This window comes from Bradyrhizobium sp. USDA 4473, from assembly GCF_054063335.1.
In genome coordinates, this window is record NZ_JBSSGE010000001.1 from 4934013 (window position 1) to 4957473 (window position 23461).

At 64.8% G+C, this 23461-nt stretch carries 18 protein-coding genes and 1 pseudogene; 10 read left to right on the forward strand and 9 right to left on the reverse strand.

Features of this window, described 5'->3' with window-relative positions; translation table 11 throughout:
- Nucleotides 1-81: 81 nt before the first annotated feature.
- The 3 genes from ACVW17_RS23050 (at nt 82) to ACVW17_RS23060 (ending at nt 4244) form a co-directional block, all read left to right on the forward strand.
- Entirely contained in the window at nt 82-2010 is a 1929-nt protein-coding gene (locus tag ACVW17_RS23050) for a patatin-like phospholipase family protein (RefSeq protein WP_456754043.1), read from the forward strand.
- Nucleotides 2011-2069: 59 nt separating this feature from the next.
- Nucleotides 2070-3209 (forward strand): amidohydrolase/deacetylase family metallohydrolase, encoded by a 1140-nt coding sequence (locus tag ACVW17_RS23055; protein WP_456754044.1) that lies wholly within the window; start codon nt 2070-2072, stop codon nt 3207-3209.
- A gap of 180 nt (nt 3210-3389) precedes the next feature.
- Nucleotides 3390-4244 (forward strand): SDR family NAD(P)-dependent oxidoreductase, encoded by an 855-nt coding sequence (locus tag ACVW17_RS23060; protein WP_456754045.1) that lies wholly within the window; start codon nt 3390-3392, stop codon nt 4242-4244.
- A 266-nt stretch (nt 4245-4510) separates the two neighbouring features.
- Here the strand turns inward: ACVW17_RS23060 and ACVW17_RS23065 are convergent, their stop codons facing one another.
- The 4 genes from ACVW17_RS23065 to ACVW17_RS23080 all read right to left on the reverse strand — a co-directional run bounded on the left by ACVW17_RS23065 (nt 4511) and on the right by ACVW17_RS23080 (nt 10456).
- Nucleotides 4511-5095, reverse strand: coding sequence for a YybH family protein (locus tag ACVW17_RS23065; protein ID WP_456754046.1), 585 nt, complete (start codon nt 5093-5095; stop codon nt 4511-4513).
- A gap of 492 nt (nt 5096-5587) precedes the next feature.
- Entirely contained in the window at nt 5588-6808 is a 1221-nt protein-coding gene (locus ACVW17_RS23070; RefSeq protein ID WP_456754047.1) for an ABC transporter substrate-binding protein, read from the reverse strand.
- Between the two features lie 482 nt (nt 6809-7290).
- A complete protein-coding gene (locus ACVW17_RS23075; RefSeq protein WP_456754048.1) occupies nt 7291-8901 on the reverse strand; it encodes an ABC transporter substrate-binding protein in 1611 nt (536 codons plus the stop codon).
- A 139-nt stretch (nt 8902-9040) separates the two neighbouring features.
- Nucleotides 9041-10456: a hypothetical protein gene (locus tag ACVW17_RS23080; RefSeq protein ID WP_456797912.1), complete on the reverse strand. Its 1416-nt coding sequence runs from the start codon at nt 10454-10456 to the stop codon at nt 9041-9043.
- A gap of 335 nt (nt 10457-10791) precedes the next feature.
- Between ACVW17_RS23080 and ACVW17_RS23085 the strand changes: the two genes are divergently transcribed.
- The 4 genes from ACVW17_RS23085 to coaA all read left to right on the forward strand — a co-directional run bounded on the left by ACVW17_RS23085 (nt 10792) and on the right by coaA (nt 15449).
- Nucleotides 10792-11652, forward strand: a complete 861-nt coding sequence (locus ACVW17_RS23085) for an FAD binding domain-containing protein (RefSeq protein WP_456756508.1) — start codon at nt 10792-10794, stop codon at nt 11650-11652.
- Nucleotides 11653-11656: 4 nt separating this feature from the next.
- The gene (locus ACVW17_RS23090; protein ID WP_456754050.1) at nt 11657-12139 is read left to right on the forward strand and encodes a (2Fe-2S)-binding protein; all 483 of its coding nucleotides are present in this window, start codon (nt 11657-11659) and stop codon (nt 12137-12139) included.
- On the forward strand, nt 12136-14394 hold the full coding sequence (locus ACVW17_RS23095) for a xanthine dehydrogenase family protein molybdopterin-binding subunit (protein WP_456754051.1): 2259 nt from the start codon (nt 12136-12138) through the stop codon (nt 14392-14394). The genes ACVW17_RS23090 and ACVW17_RS23095 overlap by 4 nt, the downstream gene beginning before the upstream one ends.
- Nucleotides 14395-14516: 122 nt before the next feature.
- Nucleotides 14517-15449: a type I pantothenate kinase gene (gene coaA, locus ACVW17_RS23100; protein ID WP_456754052.1), complete on the forward strand. Its 933-nt coding sequence runs from the start codon at nt 14517-14519 to the stop codon at nt 15447-15449.
- Nucleotides 15450-15548: 99 nt separating this feature from the next.
- Here coaA and ACVW17_RS23105 read toward each other — a convergent pair whose 3' ends face one another.
- The gene (locus ACVW17_RS23105; protein ID WP_456754053.1) at nt 15549-16493 is read right to left on the reverse strand and encodes an ornithine cyclodeaminase family protein; all 945 of its coding nucleotides are present in this window, start codon (nt 16491-16493) and stop codon (nt 15549-15551) included.
- 162 nt (nt 16494-16655) lie between these two features.
- Between ACVW17_RS23105 and ACVW17_RS23110 the strand changes: the two genes are divergently transcribed.
- Nucleotides 16656-17396, forward strand: a complete 741-nt coding sequence (locus tag ACVW17_RS23110; protein ID WP_456797913.1) for a bestrophin-like domain — start codon at nt 16656-16658, stop codon at nt 17394-17396.
- 162 nt (nt 17397-17558) lie between these two features.
- On the opposite strand, the gene ACVW17_RS23115 is transcribed toward ACVW17_RS23110, so the two are convergent.
- On the reverse strand, nt 17559-18140 hold the full coding sequence (locus ACVW17_RS23115) for an HdeD family acid-resistance protein (RefSeq protein WP_456754054.1): 582 nt from the start codon (nt 18138-18140) through the stop codon (nt 17559-17561).
- A 239-nt stretch (nt 18141-18379) separates the two neighbouring features.
- On the opposite strand from ACVW17_RS23115, the pseudogene ACVW17_RS23120 reads away from it, so the two are divergent.
- Nucleotides 18380-18602, forward strand: a pseudogene (locus tag ACVW17_RS23120) (dodecin).
- A 344-nt stretch (nt 18603-18946) separates the two neighbouring features.
- Here ACVW17_RS23120 and ACVW17_RS23125 read toward each other — a convergent pair.
- From ACVW17_RS23125 to ACVW17_RS23135, 3 genes are all read right to left on the reverse strand, one after another.
- On the reverse strand, nt 18947-19507 hold the full coding sequence (locus tag ACVW17_RS23125) for an N-acetyltransferase family protein (protein ID WP_456754055.1): 561 nt from the start codon (nt 19505-19507) through the stop codon (nt 18947-18949).
- 18 nt (nt 19508-19525) lie between these two features.
- Nucleotides 19526-21883, reverse strand: a complete 2358-nt coding sequence (locus ACVW17_RS23130; protein WP_456754056.1) for an Orn/Lys/Arg family decarboxylase — start codon at nt 21881-21883, stop codon at nt 19526-19528.
- A gap of 271 nt (nt 21884-22154) precedes the next feature.
- Nucleotides 22155-22769, reverse strand: a complete 615-nt coding sequence (locus tag ACVW17_RS23135) for a tetratricopeptide repeat protein (RefSeq protein ID WP_456754057.1) — start codon at nt 22767-22769, stop codon at nt 22155-22157.
- A gap of 236 nt (nt 22770-23005) precedes the next feature.
- On the opposite strand from ACVW17_RS23135, the gene ACVW17_RS23140 reads away from it, so the two are divergent.
- On the forward strand, nt 23006-23407 hold the full coding sequence (locus tag ACVW17_RS23140) for an ester cyclase (protein ID WP_456754058.1): 402 nt from the start codon (nt 23006-23008) through the stop codon (nt 23405-23407).
- Nucleotides 23408-23461: the final 54 nt, after the last annotated feature.

Here is a 23461-nt window from a genome sequence, read left to right on the forward strand (position 1 = left end):
CCAAGGGAATAGCGGCCGGGTGCTGCCGATCCTGCTCTGATATCACTCGCCGGGAAGACTACCCGGCGCTAACATCTGATCATGCAATCGAACCGCGTGCCGCCGAGCGCAACGTTTGCGCGGGGAAACCTGTCCGAGGATTTCGCGCTGTTCCGAACGCTCAGCGCGGAGCAGCGGCGGGTCGCCTTTGGCGCCATGACCCGGCGCGACCTCGTGCGCGGCGAGCTGCTGGTCGAGCAGGGCGGCGCGTCCGACGCATTGTTCCTGGTGCTGCACGGCGCGCTCGCGGTGTACCGAACCGATCATTCTGAGCCGATTGCCGAGCTTCGCGCCGGCGAGCTGGTCGGCGAGATCGGCTTCTTCGCCAACATCCCGCGCACCGCCAATGTGATCGCGATCCGCGACAGCAGCGTGCTGGTGTTGACGCGCGCAGCCTATGCGCGGCTTGTCCAGGAAACGCCCGGGATCGTCGAGGCGTTGCTTGCCGCGCTGGCCCAGCGGTTTGCCGTCCAGACCGCGCGCCTTTTGCCGCTTCGGGCGTCGCCGAAGGCGCGCACCGTCGCGCTGATTGCGGGCGGACGCGAGCCGGTGCCTGCCGGCTTCGAGCAGCGCCTGCGCCGTAGCCTTGCCGCTGCGGGGGCCGAGATCGTCGATCTCGCGCGCGTCCAGGCGATGTTTCCCGGCCGCGCGCTGGACGCTTCCGAGGTGGCCGACTGGCTCAACCGGATCGAGTATGACGCGCCGCTGGTGGCTTATTTCGGCGGCGCCGACGCATCGGAATGGGCAAGAAAGACCATTCGCCAGGCCGACCTCGTGGTATTGGCCTGCCGGGGCGATGCGCCTGCGCCCGACCTGACCGAGATCGAAAGCGTCGCCTGCGCCGTGCATCCGGCGTCGGCGCGCCGCCTGGTTCGTGTTCATGATGTCAGGCATCACGAGGTCGGCGGCACCGCGGCGTGGCTGGCAAGGCTGCCTTGCTACATGCACCACCATGTCGCGCTCGAGGACCAGATCGATATCGACAGCCTGGTGCGCTTCCTGTGCGGTCGCGCCGTCGGGTTCGTCGCCGGCGGCGGCGGCAGCCTCGGCACCGCGCATGTCGGAATCTACAAGGCGTTTCGCGAGCGCGGCGCGATGTTCGATATCTTTGTCGGGACCAGCGTCGGCTCGGCGATGGCGGCGGGTTTTGCCAAGAATTACGACGCCGAGCATCTCGAGCGCGGCACACACGAGATCTTCGTCTCCAGCCGCAGCTTCCGTCGTCCGACCTGGCCGCGCTACGCGCTGCTGGACCACAAGGCGTTCGATGCGGCGCTGGCCGAGCAGTATGGCCAGCATTGCCGGATCGAGGATTGCTGGCGGCCATTCGCGGCGGTGGCGACCAATCTGTCGACCCACAGTCTCGAATTGATCCGCACCGGGCTGCTCTGGCAGGCGGTGCGGGCATCGAGCGCGATCCCCGGCCTGCTGCCGCCGTTCTACACCAGGGACGGTTCGATGCTGGTGGACGGCTGCCTCGTCGACAACGTTCCGCTGGCGCAGATGCACCAGCTGAAGAGCGGCCCGAACCTGGTGGTGCATTTCGGCGAGCCGGCGACCGAGATGTTCGAGGTCGACTATGCCGCGCTGCCGGGGCGGCTTGAGCTGCTCGCCTCGCTGCTAACGCCATTCCGGCGGAAATCGCTTCCGGCAGCTCCAAGTGCCGTCAACGTGCTGTGGCGCAGCCTCGTCGCGCATCAGCGCTACGATACGTTGCCGACCACGCCGCTCGACATGGTGATGCGCCCGCCGACGCCCGACGGCATCGACGTGACCGATTTCGATCGCCACCAGGAAATCTTCGAATCCTCCTACCGCTGGGCGCAGCAGAGCATTGCTGCCTCGGAGGCCGCGCATCACCCGGCCATTGCGGCCATCGTCGCGTCGGCCACGGGGACGGAGTTGACCGCAGACGCGAGCGCGGGTCACGCGACAGCGGCGGCGGTTTCGCAACAGGCCCGCGTCGGCTGAACGGCTTGCAGACGGCGGCGAAGTCGACCATCGTGCCGGACGGAAATCCGGAGAACACGATGCCTTTCAATTTGATTCTGCGCGGCGGACGGGTGATCGACCCGTCGCAAAAGCTCGATGCGGTGACCGACGTCGCCTTCGCCGGCGGCAAGGTCGCCGCGGTCGGCCGCGAGCTGAAGGCCGATCCCGCGACCGAGGTCCGCGACGTGTCGGGGCTGATCGTCTCGCCGGGGATCATCGACCTGCACACCCATGTCTATTGGGGCGGCACCTCGCTCGGCATCGACGCCGAGGAATTCTGCCGCAATTCCGGCGTCACCACCTCGGTCGACACCGGCAGCGCCGGTCCCGGCAATTTCGCCGGCTTCCGCAAGCATGTGATCGAGCCGAGCCAGGTCCGCATCCTGGCCTATCTGCACGTTTCGCATGCCGGCATCTTCGGCTTCTCGGACCGCGTGATGGTCGGGGAGAGCGAAGAGCTGCGGCTGATGAACCCGGTCGACGCCGCGCGCGTCGCCGACGAGAACCGCGACCTGATCGTCGGCATCAAGGTCCGGGTCGGGCTGCACGCGTCCGGCACGTCCGGGCTGGTGCCGTTCGAGATCGCGCTCGAGGTCGCGGAGCAGGTCGGCATGCCCCTGATGGCGCATATCGACCATCCGCCGCCGAGCTATGAGGAGGTGCTGGCGCGGCTGCGCCAGGGCGACGTGCTGACCCATGCCTTCCGCCCGTTCCCCAACACGCCGGCGACCGCGCAGGGCACGGTGAAAAGGAGCGTGCTGGAGGCGCGCGAGCGCGGCGTGCTGTTCGACATCGGCCACGGCAAGGGCTCGTTCGCGTTCAAGACCGCGCGCGCGATGCTCGCCAACGGCTTCTATCCGGACACCATCTCCTCCGACATCCACCAGCTCTGCATCAACGGCCCGGCCTTCGACCAGGTGACGACGATGTCGAAATTCCTCTGCATGGGGATGTCGCTACCCGACGTGATCGCGGCATCCACCGTCAATGCCGCGACGGCGCTGCGGCGGCCGGAGCTCGGCAGCCTCAAGCCGGGCAGCGTCGGCGACGCCACGCTGCTCTCGATCAGGGAAGGCCAGTTCGACTATGTCGACGTGGTCGGCGAACATCTCACGGGCGACCGCAAGATCGCTTCCGAAGGCGTCGTGATCGGCGGCCGCTGGTGGCATCCGAGGTAGGGTGCGCGCTCAAAGCATCGGCCTTGCCCTCAAAAGGTGACGTCGAAGCTAGTCTTGATCAATGTTGGTTCAGGGCCAAGAGCGGACGTCCCGCACGCTTCCCAATCGCTTGAAAGTGCGGTCATATGGAGTTCGGTGACGAGGCGCCTTGCGCCGACGGTGTCCGCTTGCACGGGGAGAATGCGCGTGAAGGAATTGGCTGGAAAGACCGCGTTCGTGACCGGTGCAGCGTCGGGCATTGGATTGGGGATCGCGACCGCTCTCGCCCAGGCGGGGGCGAAAGTCATGCTTTGCGATATTGAGGACGCGGCGTTGTCCGCGGCGCTCGAGCAACTGAGGCGCACCAATGCCGATGTCGACGGCGTGAAAGCGGACGTCTCACTCAAGGCCGAACTCGTGGCGGCTGCCGAAGCCACGACGGCCCGCTACGGCAAGGTGCATATCCTCGTCAACAACGCGGGCGTCGGCGGCGGTGGGCCTTATGGCACCTGGACCGACGCGTCCTGGAATTGGACTCTGGGCGTCAACCTGATGGCGACCATTTGGGGGATCGAGATTTTCGGGCCGTTGATCGAACGGCACGGCGAGGGTGGACAGATCGTCAATACGGCCTCGCTCGCTGGCCTGATTTCAGGGGGAAGCACGGCCTACAACGTTTCGAAGTATGGCGTCGTCGCGCTGTCCGAGGGACTGCGACCCGAACTCGCGCCCCGCGGGATCGGCGTATCGGTGCTGTGTCCCGGGTTCATCCGCACGCAAATCGTGAACTCAGGGCGCAACCTCCCCAAGCGCTTCGAGGGGGCGGTCCGTCCCTTGCCGACGTCGGGCCCAATTGCCGAGCAGATCAATCTGCTCCGGCAACGCATCTCAGAGGGCATCGATCCCATGTATGTCGGTGAACTCGTCCGCGAAGGCATCGAAAACGACTGGCCCTACATCTTCACCGACCTCGAATTCGAGCCGGTGGTCGACATGCGCTTCGCCGCGATCAAGCAAGGCTTTGACCATATCCGCGGGCGTAACCCGAAGCATTGAGCAATGCAGATCTCAATCAGGGAAGGCGAGTTCGATTATGGACGTGGTCGGCGAACACCTGACCGGCGGCCGTAAGGTCGCATCCGAAGGCGTCGTGATCGACGGCCGCTGGTGGCACCCGGGGTAGGGCGCGTGCTCATAGCGCGCGCGGTCCGCTTTGCCCTCAAAAGGCGAGGTCGAAATTGGTCCGAATGAACGCTTCCACGGGCCAGAAGCGATCATTGAGCGATTTCTGGCCCGATTGGCGCGAACGATTTCAAGACGCGTCAGCGGGCTTTCGCCGCTGCAGATCGAACTGCGTTTTGATAGTCGCCGAGAAGTTTGGGATCTTCGATTGATCCGTGATGATGCATCTGTCGCCAGCGCCCATCGATCAGTTGAAAGATGCGACTCGTGCGAATATTTAGATTTTTTTCGACATCACCGTCACGATAGGTACCGCGCTCACGCCCAACAGCCCAGAATACATCGCCCGCGCGGTGTATGGTGTAGTCCCAAAATACAACGTGAACGTCCGCCGGACTCCTGAAGACTCCTTCATACATCACGTGCGGCTGATCTGCTCCCCGCCGAATGCCTCCGAGAGGATTATCGATCGCAACCTCATCGGAATGAGCAAAGTTATCGTCAATCATCTTCAGATCACGAGTATTGAAGCCGCGGTAGAACTGAGCCAATGCCTGTTCGGGCTGGCTCAGGTCTCCAAGATCTTCGTTACCCGTAATGGGTTCTTGTATCGGTTTCGTCTGAGCTTCGGCGGCGGCTACGGATATCGAAATCCCTCCTAGATTAGCTGCCAAACCGAATAGTGCCAAAGCGTGCAGGCCTCTGCCGAATAGCTTGGCCGACATGGCTCTCTCCTGTTCCAGAATAGCGTTGCCTCTGTATCGACTTCCGGACTGCGGCGCACAGGCGAATGTGTGGATGGCCTATTAGTGCGATAGGTTCGCCTTGGCTTGCTGCGGCGTGATAGCGACTGTCAGCGTGCACTCGCGCCGCCGAGAATGGTAATGAATCACGCCATCTGTGCGGGGCCCATCATGGCAGCCGCCGCAGGTCATAGCCAAAGTCTAGCACTTTTCGACCGGCTTGCTCGGAAAAAGGCCTGATGCGTGGTGCCTTAGTAGGCTCAAAAGCCATCGATGACGACCGATCCTGGTAACTGCCACTTCCCTCAGAGGCAGACCTCGAGTCCCAATTATCGCGTAAATCATTCGCGTGCGAATGATGGGCAATTGCAACAGCGCCGTCGCGCGAAACGAGGCGCGGAGTCGTGCGAAAGGACACGCGTCAAGGCGGCGAGCCGGTGCGTTGGCTCTGCTTCAATCGAAGCCCATGCTGCTCTAATCGGCGACGATTGGCCCGAACGGCTCCCATCGTTCGCCGCTGAAGCGCATCATGCGGAACTCCTTGATCACACGATAGTCGGCGCGGCTGGTGTTGATGGCAAGTCCGGGCAGCAGCAGGTCGAGCGTGACGTTGTGCAGGCTGGCGGCCTGGCGCATGACGTTGTCGCGCGAGACGTCGTCGCCGCATTGTTGCAGCACGCGCACCAGCAACTCGGCGGCGCTATAGCCGTAGGTTGTGAAGATGCTCTTTCGGTCGCCCTCCGGATAGTACGACGCCATGAAGGCGGTCCATTTCTTCATACCTGCGTCGTCGGCCCAGCTCGGGTCGGCGGCCTCCTTGAACGAGCTCGCCGAGATCAACCCCTTGGCGTTCTCAAGTCCCGCGGGCGCCAGCACCGCGTCGATCGAGGACGAGCCGACGCCCAGCATGTGTATCGGCTTCCAGCCGAGCTCCGCCGCCTTGCGGATCGCCTGGGCGGCGAACTTCGGCGCCGCCATGTCGATCAGCACGTTGACGCCGGCTGCCTTGAGCCGCACCACCTGCGAGTCGATGGTCGGGTCCGTCATTTCGTAAGGCGCTTCGGACGCAACCATCAGCGCGGCCTTTGCGCCGAGTCCGTCCTTCAAGCCGGCGAGATAGTCCTTGCCGCTTTCGTCATTCTGGTAGAGCAGGCCGATTCTGGCGTCCGGATAATTGTCGAGGATGAACCGCGCGTAGACGCGAATTTCGGTCCGCAGGTTTGGCGCGAATCCCATGGTCCATGGAAAGTCGGCGGCGTCTTCGAAACGCGTCGAGCGACCGCCCACGAACAGCTGCGGGATGCGACGGTCGTTGAGATATTTCTGAACGGCGACGTTGGAGGCGGTGCCGGGCGTCTGGAAGGTGAACAGCACCTCGTCGCCTTCGACAAGCTTGCGGGTCTGTTCGACGGCCTTCGGTGGGGTGCCGGCATCGTCATAGGAGATCAGCTTGATCTTGCGCCCGTTGATGCCACCGTGGTCGTTGATCATCCGGAAATAGGCGGCCTGGAGCTTGCCGATGACCGAGACTGACGACGCCGGCCCGCTATAGGGCATGGTCTGACCGATCCTGATCTCGGTGTCGCTGGCGCCGGGATCGTATTTGCGGCCTTCGGCGAACAGCTCGGTCGCGGCGAACAGACCGAGGCTGATGATCGCTACGCCGATTGTCGGTTTGCACCAGCCCTTGCGCATCGCGCGGCTCCGCGGTCGGCGGTCATGGGGACGAGTCATCAAGGGCACCGGGTTGTGGCAGGCGGGGTCCGACCGTCGACCAGGCGCCGCGCCGGCCGTTGGTTGCCTGCTGCCGCGCAGGCATTCCCTTGTGATCGAATCTGCGTGCTTCCATGCCGGTTCTCGCGACCGCCGGTTCAGCGAGCAGAATCCATAGCATTCACGCCGCACACGGTCTCGCAATGTCGTCGGGCGTTTTGCCCGACGTGGCGTAGGCATATTCCTGACTGATGAGCGAGCCACGTTCCTGTCCGGCGGGGGTTCTTCGCCTGGGAGGTCGCGCTCCTTGTGGAGCGCGATTTCGGAATATTGGAAATGTACCCCTGAGTTGCCCGACGTGTCAAGCTGCCCTGTCGTGCTGCTTTGTCGAACTTCGGCAGCCGCCGGCTCCTTTGCATGGGGTTGTTTTCGACATTTTTGATTTTGGCTGTGCGCGGCTGCGGCTATTCGGTCTTGTCGATGTTCCAGAACACCGGCGGCACAGGGCCTTCCAGCACGCCGGTGAGCGATTTGCGCCAGGCGCTCGCGGCGCGGAACTGGCCGAGCGGGATATAGATCACCTGTTCATAGGCTTGCTTCTGAATCTCGACTGCGAGCTTCTTCTGCTCCTCGGGCGACGTCGCGCGGGCGTAGGCGTCGCGCAACTGCTCGAGCCTGGCGTCCTCGGGCCAGCCGAACCAGGCGCGCTTGCCGTTGGCGGCGATCAAATTGTTGCCGACCGGATTCATCACCTCGGTGGCGCCGGTGAAGGTGAAGAACATGTTCCAGCCGCCGTCCTTGGGCGGCTTCTGGCTGGCGCGACGGCTCACCAGGGTCTGCCAGTCCATCACCTGCGCGTCGACGTTGAAGCCGGCCTCGCGCAGCTTCTGTGCCGTCACGGTCGGCGGCCCCTTCAGCGTCTGGTTGTCGCCGGGGATCATGATCACGACCGGCGTGCCGTCATACCCCGAGGCCGCCAGCGCCTTCTTCGCTTCCGCCATGCCGTTGCCCTTGATCAGCGTCTCCGCACCGGCGTCGCTGGCTAGCGGTGTGTTGCAGGCGAAATAGGCGCCGCAGATCTCGTAGAATTTCGGGTTGCCGATGGTGGCGTCGAGCACGTCCTTCTGGTTCAGCGCCAGGAACGCGGCACGGCGGATCTTGGGGTTGTCGAACGGCGGATGTAGGAAATTCATCCGGCCTTCGATCTGGAAGCCGAACTTGTTCAGTACGCCGACGGACAGATCGGAGTTGGCCTCGAGGATCGGCAGCAGGTCGACCGACGGCTGTTCCAGGAAATCGACGTCGCCGGATTGCAGCGCGTTGATCGCGGTCTGCGCGTCGGGCATCGTCACCCATTCGACGCGATCGACCTTCGCGATCTTGCCGCCCGACAGCCAATCCGGCTTCTCCTTGCGCGGCAGATAGTCGGCGTTGCGCTCATACACTGCCTTGACGCCGGGCTGGAATTCGGCCGTCACGAATTTGAACGGGCCGGAGCCGACCTGCTCGGCGATCTGCTTGCCGGGCGGCGTCTCCGCCAACCGTTTCGGCATCATGAAGGCGACATAGGAGGACGGCTTTGCCAGCGTCTCCAGCACCAGGCCGTAGGGCTCCCTGAGCTTGAGCACGATCGTCTTCGCCCCGCTGGTCTCGAGCGATGCGGTGAATTCAGCCAGCTTCTGCGCCCCGCCGTCGACCGTGCCCCAGCGCTTCAGCGAAGCAACGCAGTCCTCGGAGGTGACCGGCGCGCCGTCGTGCCATTTCAGGCCGTCGCGCAGCGTGAAGGTGTAGCTGAGCTTGTCGTCCGAGACGGTCCAGTCCGCCATCTGCGGCCTGACCTTGAAGGCTGAATCGATGCCGAGCAGCGTGTCGTAGACCATGTAGCCATGGTCGCGGGTGATGTAGGCGGTGGTGAAACCGGGATCGATGATGCGCAGGTCCGAATGCATCACGGCCGTGATTGTCTTGCCCTTGGCCGCGGCGAGGGCGCGCGACGAAAGCATCGCCGGGGCTGCGATCACAGGCGGCACGCTGGCCGCGAGCTTGAGGAGCGTTCTGCGCGAAACATCGACCATTCGCCGTCTCCCGATTTGTCGTTGCGCCGGCACACGCATGCCACAGCGACCGGCATGCTTCACCAATCCGCTGGCTAAAGCAAGCAAGGGCCGGGCCATCACAAACCGATCCGGCTGCGACATTGCGCTGCGTAAGCGTTTACTGCTTGAGGGCGTAGCCGAGCAGGCGTTCGTTCTCGCCGAGCTTCTCGCAATCCGCCGCGTTCGAGGCGAAGTGCGATTGTTCCCGCGCGCTGTAGCATTGGTACAGCGGAAGCGTTTCGGGGCGCGCTTGCGCATAGACCCAGCCGGCGGTGCGCAGCCGGTGATAGGCGCGGGATTCGCAAAAGCCTTTCTCCGCCAGCAGATGATCGGGATGGCCAGGGCGCTCACTGACGCAATCTTCCAACTCCGTCGTCGGCGCGTCGGCATGGGCTGTCGTCATCAGATAGCCGGATCGCGCTTCGAGCCGGTACGCGCTACCGTTGCCGGGAACGGGTCCCGTGGTGGACCAGCGGTCGTGCAGCCCTGAATTGTACCAGCGCGCGAGCTGCACGCCGACCTGCGCGCCGGACGGCGTGTCGCTGCGCGTCACTTCGATCGGCCTGAACACCAGATAGTGGTCCGCATGCCCGCCGCCCGGCGGCGACCAGGCGTGCACCAGCATCCATGTGTTGGAGAGCTGGTTGCCGCCATTGGTGGCGTCGAGCAGCACGGGGTAGGTGACGAGTTCCGACGGCGCCGGGCGCTGCCAGACGCCGGGATCAAGGGCCAGCAGCGGCTCCGGCATCGCCTTGAGCGTCACGTGATCACGGGTCAGGAACAGGCCGAGGCCGCCCGGGACCCAGCCGGTCAATATGAGCTCGTCGCTCGTCGTCCAACGCGCGACGCTGACGCCTGAGCCTGCCATCAGCCGCGTAGCCTCGCCGCCGAGCCCGGGCTGGTCCCAGCGGCCATCGAAAAATTTGCTCCATTTGCCCGGCGCGGGATCCGTCACCGGCGCCCGCGCGACGATCAGCCCGGCATCGCGCGGCCGGAAGCAGTAGGCGTAGAAGAAGCCGTCATGCGCATCGACCGCGGTGCAGTCGCCTTCGCCGGTGTTCTTGCCCGGTGTCGGACGGTCGGTGCCGGTGATGATCTGGCCGAGGCTCTTCCAGGTCAGCCCGTCGTCGGCCGAGGTCGCCAGCGCCATCGACTTGTGGGTCTGGCCCGCCGGATAATTGCACGCAGTTTCGTCATGGATGAAGCCGAGCACGCTCGTGCCGCGGCGCTCCGCATGGTTCAGCCATTGCCCGCAGGAATCGACACTGCCGGGTGGACCCGGCCGCAACACCACGCGGGCGGGGCCTGCCATGGTCGACGGCCGGGCGCCATCGATCGCGCGGGTCTCGCCATGGGCGTCGAAGCCGCGAAAGCGGCCGTTCGGCAGCGCGATCTCGTTGAACCGGTTGTCGGCGATATCGGCCGCGGGGCCGCGGACGATGGTGGGGGTGCCGACCCGGATGCGGATGCAGGTGACGCAGACGTCATTGCTCGCCGCTGCGGCGCCTGAACGTTCCGCTGCCGCCCAAACCATCAGCATGGCGGCGAGGGCGATGACCCACGGCCGGCACTGGCCGCGGACGGATGAGCGACACTGCATGTCGCATGATGGCGCGCGCAGATGAGGGATTTGTGCCGCGCGCAACACTATCGCGTGATCGCACAGTGCGCGGCCGCGGCGCGCCGCTTCGACGCCGCGCAAGCGCGCATCCTGCATAGGAGCCTGCGCTTCCTGCCACACCTCGCAGGCTGTTCGGACCCCGATCCGCCGTGTAGGCTCACTATCCTGCCGGCCAGCAATAAGGCCACATCCCGGAAATTCAGGGGAACAAGCAGTCGAGGGAGACCGGAAGAACAGCCATGACCGATATCCGATACGTAGCACCGCGCACGCTTGATGAAGCGATTGGCGCATTTGCTGCCGCCGGAAGTGCCGCCCGCATTATGGCAGGGGGCACCGATTTGTTGGTGCAAATGCGCTCCGGCCTGGTGCGGCCGGGATTGATCGTCGACATCAAGAAGATCGGCGAGATGACCGAGATCACCGAGACCGCCGATGGCGGTTTTCGCGTCGGCGCCGCCGTTTCCGGCATGGCGCTCGCCGAGCACGCGCGCTTCGGCAAGGTGTGGCCCGGCGTGCTCGAGGCCGTGAACCTGATCGGCTCCAAGCAGGTGCAGGGCCGGGCCTCCGCCGGCGGCAATCTCTGCAACGGCTCGCCCGCCGGCGACAGCGTGCCGGCGATGATCGCAGCTGGTGCGGTCGTCACCGTGCAGGGGCCGAACGGCCGCCGTGAGATGAAGGTCGAGGACGTGCCGGCCGGACCGGGACGGACCAATCTGAAGCACGGCGAGATTCTCATCAGCTTCACCTTGCCACCGCGGCCCAAAGGCTCGGGCGACGCTTATCTGCGGATGATCCCACGCACCGAGATGGACATCGCCGTGGTCGGTATCGGCGTCAGCCTGACCCTGAAGGATGGTGTCTGCACCGCGGCCCGCGTCGGTCTCGGCGCGGTGGCGCCGACCGCGCTTTTGGTCGCGTCGGCCGCGCAAGCGCTCGTCGGCTCGAAGCTCGACGATGCCGCACTCGAAGCAGCCAGCTCTGCATGTCGCGCCGCCTGCCGTCCGATCGACGACAAGCGCGGCACCATCGCCTACCGGACCAAAACCGCCGGCGTGCTGCTCAAGCGCACCGCTGCGATCGCCGCCCAGCGCGCGGGAGGACACTAGCACCATGCCGAAACTGCACGTCACCACCTCCGTCAACGGCGAGCCGGTCGAATTCCTGTGCGAGCCGTATGAGACCATGCTCGACGCCCTGCGCGGGCAATTGGGGCTCACCGGCTCCAAGGAGGGCTGCGCGTCCGGCGATTGCGGCGCCTGCTCGATCACCCTCGACGGCCGGCTGGTCTGCTCCTGCCTGATGCTGGCGGCCGAAGCCGAGGGCCACGAGATCCGGACGATCGAGGGCATGGCCAAGGGCGACAGGCTGCATCCCTTGCAGCAGAAATTCCTCGAGCACGCCGCACTCCAGTGCGGCATCTGCACCTCGGGCATGCTGGTCGCCTCCGAGGCGCTGCTCGCCAAGAACTCCAATCCGACCGAAGAGGAAGTCCGCTTCTGGCTCGCCGGCAATCTGTGCCGGTGCACTGGTTACGACAAGATCGTCCGCGCGGTGATGGAGACCGCGGCTGAAATGCGGGAGGCACGCGCATGAACGTCGTCAACAACAAATGGATCGGCCAGCGCACCATCCGGCCCGATGGCGTCGACAAGGTTACCGGGCGCGCGGCGTTTGCCGCCGACACCACCATGCCCGGCATGATCTGGGGCAAGGTGCTGCGCAGCCCGCATCCGCATGCCCGCATCAAGTCGATCAACACCGCCAGGGCCGAGGCGCTGCCCGGCGTCAAGGCGGTGGTCACCGCGCGTGACATCGTCGATTTCCCGATCGAGAAGGGCGCCCTGATGCTCGGCATTCAGGATATGCGCTGGATGTGCCGCAACGTGATGGCGCGCGACAAGGCGCTATTCCCCGGCCATCCCGTTGCCGCCGTCGCCGCGACCACCGAGGCGATCGCCGCCGAAGCCTGCAAGCTGATCGAGGTCGACTACGAGGTGCTGCCCTGGGCGATCGAGATAGACAACGCGCTGAAGGCTGATGCGCCGATCCTGCACGAGTTCAACAAGTTCGACGGCAAGCCGTCGAACATCATGGGCCGTATCGAGTCCAAGAAGGGCGACATCGCGCAAGGCTTCAAGGAAGCCGATGTCGTGATCGAGCGCTCCTTCACGACGCGCCCGGTGCACCAGGGCTATATCGAGCCGCATGCCTGCCTGATCTCGGTTGCGGCCGACGGCAAGACCACGATCTGGTCGTCGAGCCAGGGCCAGTTCATGGTGCGCGCGATGACCTCGATGCTGACCGGCATCCCGCAGAGCGACATTCGTGCCATTCCCGCCGAGATCGGCGGCGGCTTTGGCGGCAAGACCATCGTCTATCTCGAGCCGCTCGCGACCTTGCTTGCCAAGAAATCCGGCCGCCCGGTCAAGATGGTGATGACCCGCGAGGAGGTGATGCGCGCGACGGGACCGACCTCGGGCTCCAAAAGCACGGTGAAGATCGGCGCCAGAAAGGACGGCATCATCGTCGCCGCCCACGGCAGCTTCTATCTACAGGCCGGGGCCTTCCCGGGCTCGCCGATCCGCGGCGCGGTCGGGTGCAGCTTCGCTCCTTATGACATTCCGCATGTGCTGTCGGAAGGTTTTGACGTCTGCTCCAACCGCTCCAAGGTCGCGGCCTATCGCGCGCCCGGCGCGCCGATCGGCGCCTATGCGGTGGAATGCGTGCTCGACGAACTCGCGGAAGCGCTCAAGATGGATCCGCTGGCGCTGCGTTTGAAGAACGCGGCCAAGGAAGGCACCAAGGCGGCGCACGGCCCGGTGTTCCCGCGCATCGGCTATATCGAGACGCTGCAAGCCGCACAGAACCATCCGCATTATGCGGCGCCGCTCGGCCAGTATCAGGGCAGGGGCGTCGCTAGCGGCTTCTGGTTCAATGCCGGCGGTGAATCCTCAGCCCAAGTCAACATCACCGAGGACGGCAATGTCGTCGTCACGACGGGGCACCCCGACATCGGCGGCTCGCGCGCCGGCATCGCCAACATCTGCGCCGAATTGCTCGGCATCGACTACAAGCGCGTCTCCGTGATCATCGGCGATACGCAAACGGTCGGCTTCTCCAACCTGACCGGCGGCAGCCGCGTGCTGTTCGCCTCCTCGATGGTGGTGACGCAGGCGGCCGACAAGGTGATCGCGACCTTGCGCGAGCGCGCCGCCAAGATCTGGGAGATCGATCCGGAAGCCGTGAAGTGGGAGAACGGCGCCGCGCATCCGGTCAGCCCGAATGCCGGCCAGTTCGAGCCGCTGACGCTCGCCGACCTCGCCGAGAAGGCGCCGTCGCAGGGCGGCCCGATCGGCGCCAGCGTGCAGCTCAACACCCAAGGTGCGGAAGGCGGCTTCGGTACGCATATCTGCGACGTCGAGGTCGATGTCGAGCTCGGAATCGTGCGCGTGATCCGCTACACCGCCGTGCAGGATGTCGGCCGGGCCGTGCATCCGAGCTATGTCGAGGGGCAACTGCAGGGCGGCGTCGCGCAGGGCATCGGCTGGGCGCTGAACGAGGAGTACATCTACAACAAGGACGGCAAGGTCGATAATCCCGGCTTCCTCGACTATCGCATGCCTGTCTGCTCCGACCTGCCGATGCTCGACTGCGCCTTGGTCGAAGTGCCGAACCCGAAGCATCCGCAGGGCGTCAAGGGCGTCGGCGAGGTGCCGCTGGTGCCGGTCATGGCCGCGGTCGCCAACGCCGTCCACAACGCGCTCGGCAAGCGCTTCTACAGCCTGCCGATGTCGCCGCCGAAGGTGTCGGCGGTGCTGGACGCGCCGACGCAGCAGGCCGCGGAATAAGAGTAGGGCGGATTAGGCGAAAGCCGTAATCCGCCGTCTATCCGCGCATTGTGTTGCGGCGGGTTACGCTTCGCTAACCCGCCCTACGGTTCTGAGCATCAGGCTCACCGCGACGGATGAGGATGACCCAGCCCGACGAGCTGTCCGCCTACATGATCTTCAGCCGCAACGATTGGGCGGCGTTACGCGACAGCACATCGCTGACGCTGTCGGACGCCGATCTCGCGGCGCTTCGCGGTCTGAATGGGCCGATCACATCAGCCGAAGTCAGCGACGTGTATCTGCCGCTGATGCGCCTGCTGAACCTGCATTTCTCGGCGGCGCGCAATCTGATGCAGGTCAAGGCGGAATTCCTCGGCCGGCCGGCCCGCCGTTCTCCCTACATCGTCGCGTTGGCCGGCAGCGTCGGTGTCGGCAAGAGCACCTTTGCGCGCGTGCTGTGCGCGCTGCTGGCTGGCTGGGCAGATCACCCGCGGGTCGAGCTGGTGACGACCGACGGATTCCTGCACGCCAACCGCGTCCTCGAGGAGCGCGGCCTGATGCGGCGCAAGGGTTTTCCGGACAGCTACGATCTGCCGCGGATGCTGCGCTTCCTCGCGGCCGCCAAGGCGGGCGAAGGGGAGCTCGAGCTGCCGGTGTACTCGCATCTGATCGGCGATATCCTGCCATCGGAACGTCAGGTCGTCCGGCAGCCGGATATCCTGGTGTTCGAGGGCCTCAACGTGCTCTTGGCGCGCGGCACGGCGCCGGTGGTGGTCTCGGATTTCTTCGACTTCTCGATCTATCTCGATGCCGATGAGGCCGACATCCAGTCCTGGTATGTCGAGCGCTTTCTCAAGCTGCAGCCGACCGCGTTCCGGAATCCGGCGTCCTATTTCCACCACTACAGGGACCTGCCGCCCAGCGACGCGCGCGAGGTTGCCGAGCGGCTGTGGCGCGAGCATCATCGCGCCAATCTCAGGGAGAACATTCTCCCGACGCGGACGCGGGCCGACGTCGTGCTGCGCAAGCGCGCCGACCATTCGATCGGCGAGGTCTGGTTGCGGGAGACCTAGTAGGTAGGGCGGATTAGCCGAAGGCGAAATCCGCCGTCTTTCCGCGGATCGAGCCGCGGCGGGTTACGGTTTCGCCTAACCCGCCCTACGTCTCCGTCGTTATTTCAACTCCTTCCCCAATTGCGCGAACACCGTCTCGCAGGTCATTAGATCCAGATGCCCGCCGCCGGCGTTCTTGAAGAAGGTGATGTCGCTATCCGACTGCCGGCCGGCGACCTTGCCGCTGGCGAGATCGTAGTGATCGCCGAGCACGTCGCTTTCCTTGATCGCGCCGCTGGCGATCGGGGCCAGGATGTCGCCGACGCCGTCGAAGGCGGATTCGCGGCGGTCGACGAAGATACGCGAACGCCGGGCCGCCTCGTCGTCGGACTCGCGGGTCTCGGGGGTGAAGCCGCCGACCAGGTCGAGATGGGTGCCGGGCCGCAAATTGGCGCCCTTGACCAGCGGCTCGCGCGAGCGGGTGCAGGTGGTGATGATGTCGGCCTCGGGCGTTGCGGCATCGAGATCGGTGACGGCTTCGGCGGCGATGCCGTCGCCCTCAAGCAGCGTGGCGAGTTCTTGCGCGCGCTCCACCGTCCGGTTCCAGACCCGCACCCGCTTCAACTGCGGCCGCACCGTGCGGTGGCCGCGCACCAGCCAGCGCGCCATTTCGCCAGCGCCGACCACCAGCAGCGTCTCGGCATCCGGCCGGGCCAAATGCTTGGCGCCGAGCGCGGAGTCCGCGGCGGTCTTCCAATGGGTGATCTCGGCGGCATCCATCACCGCGAGCGGCTGGCCATTGTTGCCGTCGAACAGCACGCAGACCGCCTGCACGGCCGGCAGCTTGCCGTCGGCGAGGTTGCCCGGGAAGCTGGTGTAGAGCTTGGTCATCATGAAGCGTCCGGCATCGACGGCGCTGCGCGTCACCAGCTGCTGGCCCCTGTCGTCGCCGAGATAGCCGTCGCGCACCGCGATCTTGGGCCGGCGGTGCGCGGCCTCGATCGCCGCGATCAGGATCGGAAAGCTCAGGACGCGGTTGACCTCGCTGTCGTCGACAAAATGCACTTGTCTCTCTCCCCCGGGCGCCGCTGCGCTCCGCCTCGGGCGCACCCGGCGCGCCAGAAACGGTCCGGACTGGATAGCGCCTTGGCAGGGCCAGTCAACCGGACATGCACCGCGTCCCTTGCTATCCTACGCACCTGATTCTCTCGCAGGTCTCCGCAAGCCGTGGTCGCATTCGTCGTCGCCGTCCTGATCTTCATCCTGCTGAGCGGCGCCGCGCTTGGGACCATGGCGATCCATGTCCGGTTCGCCGACCATCACCGCAGCGACGAGACCAACACCTCGGTGCGGCTGGTCGCGACGCTGTTCTTCACCATGCCGTCGCTGCTGCTCGGCCTGATGATGAACAACTCGGCCAACACCTATGTGGCGGTCGACCGCAATCTGCATGTGTTCGCCACCGACCTCATCCTGCTCGATCGCAGCCTGCGGCCGCTCGGGCCGAGCGCCGACGAGCCGCGCAGGCGGCTGCTCGCCTATGTCGAGCAGGTGCTCAAGGATGTGCCGATCTCGCGGGCGAACGAGGTGTCCGAACATCTGCTCGACGAGGTCGGCACCAGCCTCCGCGAGCTGCGGTTCGACGACGAGCAGAAGGTCGCGCTGTGGAACGACGCGCGGTCGGTCTATCGCCAGGCGGTGCAGCAGCGCTGGACCTTCGTCGAGCAGTCCGACGGTTCGTTCCCGTCGCCGCTGATCTGCATCCTGGTCGGCTGGCTGACGCTGATGTTCGCCACCCTCGGCTTTCGCGCGCCGCGCAACGCGGTCGTGATCTCGACCTATGTCGCCGCGGCGGCGCTGGTCTCGGCCGCGATCTATCTGATCCTGGAAATGAGCACGCCGTTCTCCGGCCCGATCCAGATTTCCGACCGCCCGCTGGTGCGTGTGGTCGAGGAGATCAGGCGGTAGCCGTCGGTATCGGCATGCGCTTCCGGTTTTTGTCTACCGCGTTCGCGGGCAGAAGGATCGGTTTGCTTCGCTCGCGATGACGGCAGGAGGATCAGCGAAAAAGTGCCTGTGACGCAGTGACTTATCCGCCCTATGATCGTGCCTGGGCCGACGAGGGCACCTTCACGCCCTGCGCTTCAGCGCCATGCCCATGCTGATCCAGCTCACACCGGCGCAGATCAGGTCGACGCTGAGGAAGATGCCGAGCACGTAGAGGCTCGACACCGGCCAGCGCGCCAGGATCATGGCGCCGAGCACCAGCGTGATCAGGCCTGATATTGCGACCATGCCCCACGGCGCTTCCGAGTTCATGCCGAAGGCCAGGAAGATGCGGACGATGCCGGAGACGACGAGGGCGATGCCGAGGAACAGCGTCAGCGTCGCCGCGCCGAGCAGCGGGTTCTCGAACGTGATGAAGCCCGCGACGACATAGAGCGCGCCGAGCAGCAGCCAGAACAGAAACTTGCCCCACGTCTTGAACTGGAACGCATTCACGATCTCGGCGGCGCCCGCGACGATCATCATGGCGCCAACGAACAGCACGCTGACGACGGTGGCGAAGAAGACGCTGCCGAAGGCGAGAACGCCCGCGATCAGGTAGATCACGCCGAGGGCAACGATCCAGCCCCACTTGGCGCGAAGGTGGGCAAGCCCGGATCCGAGGCTATGAGGAGGTGTGGCGGGCGAGCTGGACGCTGTAGACATCGTATCGCTCCCGAATGCTTGGCCAAACCATGCTACCATAGGTCAAGGCACGGAAAAAGACAGCTGCCTCGATGGCACGAAATGCATGCTGGCACCAAACGCGCCGCGACACGTTGATTCAAATCAATCGGTCTGTTGCCGCGCAGCATTCGTTCGGCGACTGCCGGTCTGCATCAGGCGAAGACTGTCCGGATTGACCTGCAGATCGTCCGGATCGCGCATCCACAGAGGAGGTCGACATGCCCACGACGCACGACAAGGACCACGTCTACAAGATCCTCGAACTGGTCGGATCATCGGACAAGAGTATCGAGGCGGCGATCGAGAACGCGGTGAGCCGCGCCTCGAAGACGATCCGCGAGATGAAATGGTTCGAGGTGGTGCAGACCCGGGGGCCACATCGAGGGCGGCAAGGTCGCGCACTACCAGGTGACGCTGCGGGTCGGCTTCACGCTGGAGTAGAGTGCGGGCGGCACGTTCACGGTAGAGCGCAGCTAATCCCATCCTCAACCGTCATCGCCCGGCTTGACCGGGCGATCCAGTACGCCGCGACTTCTCGGCTCAAGCACTGCTGCCTCTGGAATACTGGATCACCCGCTTTCGCGGGTGATGACAGCGCGTTGTTTGATATCTTGAATCGAGAACCATCCTCATCGTCGTCCTGGCGAAAGCAAGGGGACCCATTACCCCACATGGTCATTGTAAAAAACGATCCTGGAACGACGAGTCCCGTTCACAACAACGCTGCGGCGTATGGGTCCTGGCTTTTCGCCGGGAAGACGATTGAAAAAGCGCCTACGCCCCCATCACCGCCGCGACAGCGGTGCGGGCGGCGGCGGCGTGGTCGAGCCGGCGGCGAGCGAGCGTTGCACCATCACGGTGTCGGACCAGCGGCCGTAGCGATAGGCGACACCCGGCAAATGACCGACGCGGGCGAAGCCGAAGCGGTCGTGCAACGCGAGCGAGGCCGCATTGTCGCTGTCGATGTAGCCGATCATCTGGCGGAAGCCGGCGGCGGCGCAGGTGTCGACCAATTCCTGCAACAGCTTGCCGCCGACGCCCTGGCCGGTGAAGCGGTGGTGAATATAGATCGAATGCTTCACCGTGTAGCGATAGGCCGGGCGCTTGCGGAACTGGACCACATAGGCGTAGCCGACCACTTCGCCGTCGCAAACCGCGACGAGGTGGGGCAGGCGGGTGCTGCGCAGGTTCTTGCGGCGGTCGCGCAGATCGTCGGGCTCCGGCGTGCCGCTGTCGTCCACGCTCTCCTCGATGCCGTGGCGGATATGGTGGCGGTAAATCGACAGCATCGCATCGACGTCGTTGTCGCGCGAGGCGCGGACGGTGATCTTGTGATCATTCTCCATTGCGTTGCGTCCGTTCGTCTATTCGGACACTACATAGGTGTAGAAGCGGACGCGGCCGGATTCATCGATCTCCTTGTAGATGCCCTGCACCTCGACCTCGAAGCCGGGGAAGGCGTTGAAGCTCGCCTCGAACATCTTGAGGTAATCGATCATCGGCTTGCTGCGTTCCGACAGCCGCTCGCCGGGCACGATGGTGGCGATCCCCGGCGGATAGACCACGAACGGCGTCGCGGCGATGCGGCCGAAGATCTGGTCGATCGGCAGGTAGTCGACGTCGTTGCGGATCAGATATTGCGCCGCCTGGCGCGGCGACATCGCGATCTCGGGGAGATGCTCGGGCAGGAATTGCTTGGCCTGTAGCATGCTGACGTTGCCGTCGCGGAAGAAGCGATGCATGTCGCCGCAGAGATCGCGCAGCCGCACCCCGGTGTAGCGTTGCGGACGGCGGCGGAAGAATTCCGGGATGACGTCCTCGACCAGCGCGTTGTCGTCGTGCAGCTTCTTGAAGGCGACGAGCCCGGATACCAGCGTGCCGGCCTTGCTGGCCTCGACGCCGGGCGTCAGCAGGAACAGCAGGGAGTTGAGGTCGTTCTTCTCGGCAACGATCTGGTTCTCGCGCAGATATTGCGCCACGATCGGCGCGGGGATGCCGTGATCGGCATAGGCGCCGGTGGCGTGATCGAAGCCCGGCGTCAACAAAGTGAGCTTGTTCGGGTCGGTCATGGCAAAGCTGTCCGTCAGCTCGGGGAAGCCGTGCCAGGTTTCGCCCGGACTGAGCTGCCAGTAGGACGGATTGGTCGCGAGCTGATCGGTCGAGATCGTCTCCCAGGCGACGTTGTGGACGCCGCCTTCGCGGGCGACATCGGGGATCTTCACCCGGTCCGGCACGAACGGCTCGAAGAACCAGCGCCGTTCCGCGCGCGTCTCCTTCTCCTCGAACTCGCGCTTCACCGCGCGGATCTTCTTGCGCAGCTCGATGCCGAGCCGGATCGTGTCGTCCCACAGCACCTCGCCGGAGCGCCCCTTCATCATCTGTGCGCCGACGTCGAGCGAGGCGAAGATCGGATAGAACGGCGAGGTCGAGGCGTGCTGCATGAAGCTTTCGTTGAAGCGGCGGTGCTCGACCCGGCGCTTCTGGCCCTTGATGTGGCGGTCGCGGATGTGGATCTGCGAGGCCTGCGAGAAGCTCGCGAGCTGCTTGTGGGTGGATTGGGTGGCGATGATGCCGGGCGCCTCGGGGCCGAGATTGGCGAGCCCCATCGCGAAGCGGCCGGCATAGATCGGGTGGAATTTCATGAAGCCGGCCCAGGCCTCGTCGAACAGGATGTAGTCGCAGAGATGGCCGATCCGCTTCAGGATCATCTCGGCCGAGTGGATGGTGCCGTCATAGGTGCACTGCTCGACCACCGCGACGCGGAACGGGCGCTCCTTCTTCCAGGCATTCTCGTCCTTGACCAGCGGGTGCTTGCGGATGTGGTCGCGCAGCGTGCCCTCATCGAGCAGGTCCCAGCGCATCGGGCCGATCAGGCCCCAGGCGTTGCGCACGGTCGGCACATAAACCGGGACGCCGCCGCCGATCAAAAGCGCGCCGTGATGGGCGGCCTTGTGGTTGTTGCGGTCGAACAGCACGAGGTCGCCGTCGGTGACCAACGATCCCAACGCGACCTTGTTGGAGGTCGACGTGCCGTTGAGCACGAAATAGGTCTTCTCGGCGCCGAAGATCCGCGCCGCTTCCTTCTGCGCCTTCAGCGCCGGCCCCTCATGGGTGAGCAGGTCGCCGAGATCGAGCACGGAATTGTCGAGGTCGTCGCGGAACACGGCTTCGCCGAGATGCTCGACGAACACCCGGCCGATCGGGCTGCGGCTGTAGAACACGCCGCCATTGTGGCCCGGACAGGTCCAAAGCTGGTTGCCTTCCTCGGCATAGTCGACCAGCGCGCCGAAGAACGGCGTCTTCAGGTTCTCGGCATACTGCTTGAGCCTGGAGATCAGGTTCTTGGCGATGAAGGGCGGGGTTTCCTCGGACAGGAACACGTAGCCGTCGATGAAATCCAGCACCTCGACCGGCAGGTCCTCGAACCGCTTGCGGCGGATCAGCAGGATGATCGGGAAGTCGAGGCCGCGCCGGCGCATCAGGTTGATCAGGGCCGCGGTCTTGCCCTCAAGACCCTTCTTGCCCCAGTCGACCACCATGCAGCCGATCGCGGCATCGGTCTGCACCGCGATTTCGGCATCTTCCAGCTTGCGGGCGCGCACCACCTCGAAGCCGGAGCGCTCGATCTCGGTGATGATCTGGTTGAATCGGATGCCTTCGAGGTCGTCGGCCTCGAAAACCGGCGCTGCGAACAGGAAGTTGAAGCGTTTGAAATAGTCCATGCGTGTCCCCGAACTGGTCCGGCGCTGACGTGTCGGCACAATTCATGACAAACAGATGACAATGGGAGGCGCAGGATATCGAATTGGTTTTTCGGCGCCTCGTCGCTCAGGGCGCGGCCGCCGCGCTCATGCCGGTCGAAGCGGCAAAGACCCGCCGCAAAAGCGGACGTGCGACCAGCGCGGCTCAAGGGCAGCCCCCGGATGAGCGACAGCGACGTCCGGGGTCGTTCCCCCCGCACGTCGCTCCGCTCATGCGCGCTACACGACGCGCTCAGTACACGAGGTTCGTGCCCGGCGGCTTCTCCAGCGCCGCCGCCAGCGTCCGATACTCCTCGCAGTCTGTGCCGCAGATCTCGGCGATCCGGCTCAGATGATACTGCGCCTGGTCGCGGTTGCCCTGTTCGATCTGCCAGAGGCCGTAGTAGTTCCAGGTCAGCACGTGGTTCGGGTCGGCCTTCAGCGCGCGCTCGTACCAGACTTGCGACTGCTTGTAGTCGCCGAGCTTGCGGTAGGAGTAACCGATCAGATTGGCGACGTTCGGATGATCGTCGTTGCCGAGCGCGTGCAACTGATCGATCGCGGCGGCGTAGTCGTTGCGTTCGTAGATCGTCGCATAGGCCGCGCGATAGCCCTCGCGGAATGCCGGGTCGTCGAAGCTCGATTGCTTCGCGGGCTTCTTGACCCGGTGCGTGGTCTTTCTGCCCTTCTCCTGGGGATAGGCCGGCGCGGGAGTGCTGTAGCTCGACCCGTAGAGTTCTCCGCCGCCTGCTCCTCCGCCGCCACCACCACCGCCGCCGGCGGCGAGGGTGGTGTGCGGTGGGAACAGGACGATCGGTGCCGTCAGAATTGACGCAAGCGTTGCCAGCTTCATCGGCGACTTGATCATACGCACCTCCCGATTCGACGTGAATAGTCGTTGGTCTGAAGCACTAACTCCCGATCGCGAGAGACATTCCGCGCGTTCTGAAAAATTGTTGCCGGTGCGGCAATCGCCCTGTCGCTTCCGGACCTCGCGCTTGCATGCCGGCCGAGCATCGAACAGCGGATTCGAAACTAACATCGGTGTTAGAATGTACCCGACCTCAACGGCTATCCGGACACGCCGCGCGACAAGGACGATCGATGATGAAGAAGGACCTCGCCGAGATCTACCGAAGCTACATCGCCTGTCTGAATCGGCAGGATTGGCCGCGGCTCGGTCAGTTCGTCGGCGACGACGTGTGCCACAACGGCCGGCGGATCGGCTTGTCCGGCTATCGCGCGATGCTGGAGCAGGATTATTGCGACATCCCTGACCTTCGCTTCAACATCGCGCTGCTGATCGCAGATGTGTCCCATGTCGCGAGCAGGCTGGCGTTCGACTGTTCGCCGACGGCGACGTTCCTCGGTCTCAACGTCAACGGCAGACGCGTCGCCTTTGCCGAGAACGTGTTCTACCAATTCCGCGATGGCAAGATCGTGGAAGTGTGGTCGGTGATCGACAAGGCGGCAATCGAGGCGCAATTGGCGCGAACCTGCGGATGACCGGCCGCAGCCCGGATTGCCAACGGGTCGATCGAACGCGCGGCGGCGTCCAGC

Bases quoted from the DNA above. Each gene is read 5' to 3' on its own strand.
- ACVW17_RS23050 (WP_456754043.1), top strand. From the start codon at position 82: ATGCAATCGAACCGCGTGCCGCCGAGCGCAACGTTTGCGCGGGGAAAC.
- ACVW17_RS23060 (WP_456754045.1), top strand. From the start codon at position 3,390: ATGCGCGTGAAGGAATTGGCTGGAAAGACCGCGTTCGTGACCGGTGCA.
- ACVW17_RS23075 (WP_456754048.1), bottom strand. From the start codon at position 8,901: ATGGTCGATGTTTCGCGCAGAACGCTCCTCAAGCTCGCGGCCAGCGTG.
- ACVW17_RS23115 (WP_456754054.1), bottom strand. From the start codon at position 18,140: ATGTCTACAGCGTCCAGCTCGCCCGCCACACCTCCTCATAGCCTCGGA.
- coaA (WP_456754052.1), top strand. From the start codon at position 14,517: ATGACCCAGCCCGACGAGCTGTCCGCCTACATGATCTTCAGCCGCAAC.
- ACVW17_RS23065 (WP_456754046.1), bottom strand. From the start codon at position 5,095: ATGTCGGCCAAGCTATTCGGCAGAGGCCTGCACGCTTTGGCACTATTC.
- ACVW17_RS23140 (WP_456754058.1), top strand. From the start codon at position 23,006: ATGATGAAGAAGGACCTCGCCGAGATCTACCGAAGCTACATCGCCTGT.
- ACVW17_RS23135 (WP_456754057.1), bottom strand. From the start codon at position 22,769: ATGATCAAGTCGCCGATGAAGCTGGCAACGCTTGCGTCAATTCTGACG.
- ACVW17_RS23130 (WP_456754056.1), bottom strand. From the start codon at position 21,883: ATGGACTATTTCAAACGCTTCAACTTCCTGTTCGCAGCGCCGGTTTTC.
- ACVW17_RS23125 (WP_456754055.1), bottom strand. From the start codon at position 19,507: ATGGAGAATGATCACAAGATCACCGTCCGCGCCTCGCGCGACAACGAC.
- ACVW17_RS23070 (WP_456754047.1), bottom strand. From the start codon at position 6,808: ATGCGCAAGGGCTGGTGCAAACCGACAATCGGCGTAGCGATCATCAGC.
- ACVW17_RS23080 (WP_456797912.1), bottom strand. From the start codon at position 10,456: ATGGTTTGGGCGGCAGCGGAACGTTCAGGCGCCGCAGCGGCGAGCAAT.
- ACVW17_RS23095 (WP_456754051.1), top strand. From the start codon at position 12,136: ATGAACGTCGTCAACAACAAATGGATCGGCCAGCGCACCATCCGGCCC.
- ACVW17_RS23090 (WP_456754050.1), top strand. From the start codon at position 11,657: ATGCCGAAACTGCACGTCACCACCTCCGTCAACGGCGAGCCGGTCGAA.
- ACVW17_RS23055 (WP_456754044.1), top strand. From the start codon at position 2,070: ATGCCTTTCAATTTGATTCTGCGCGGCGGACGGGTGATCGACCCGTCG.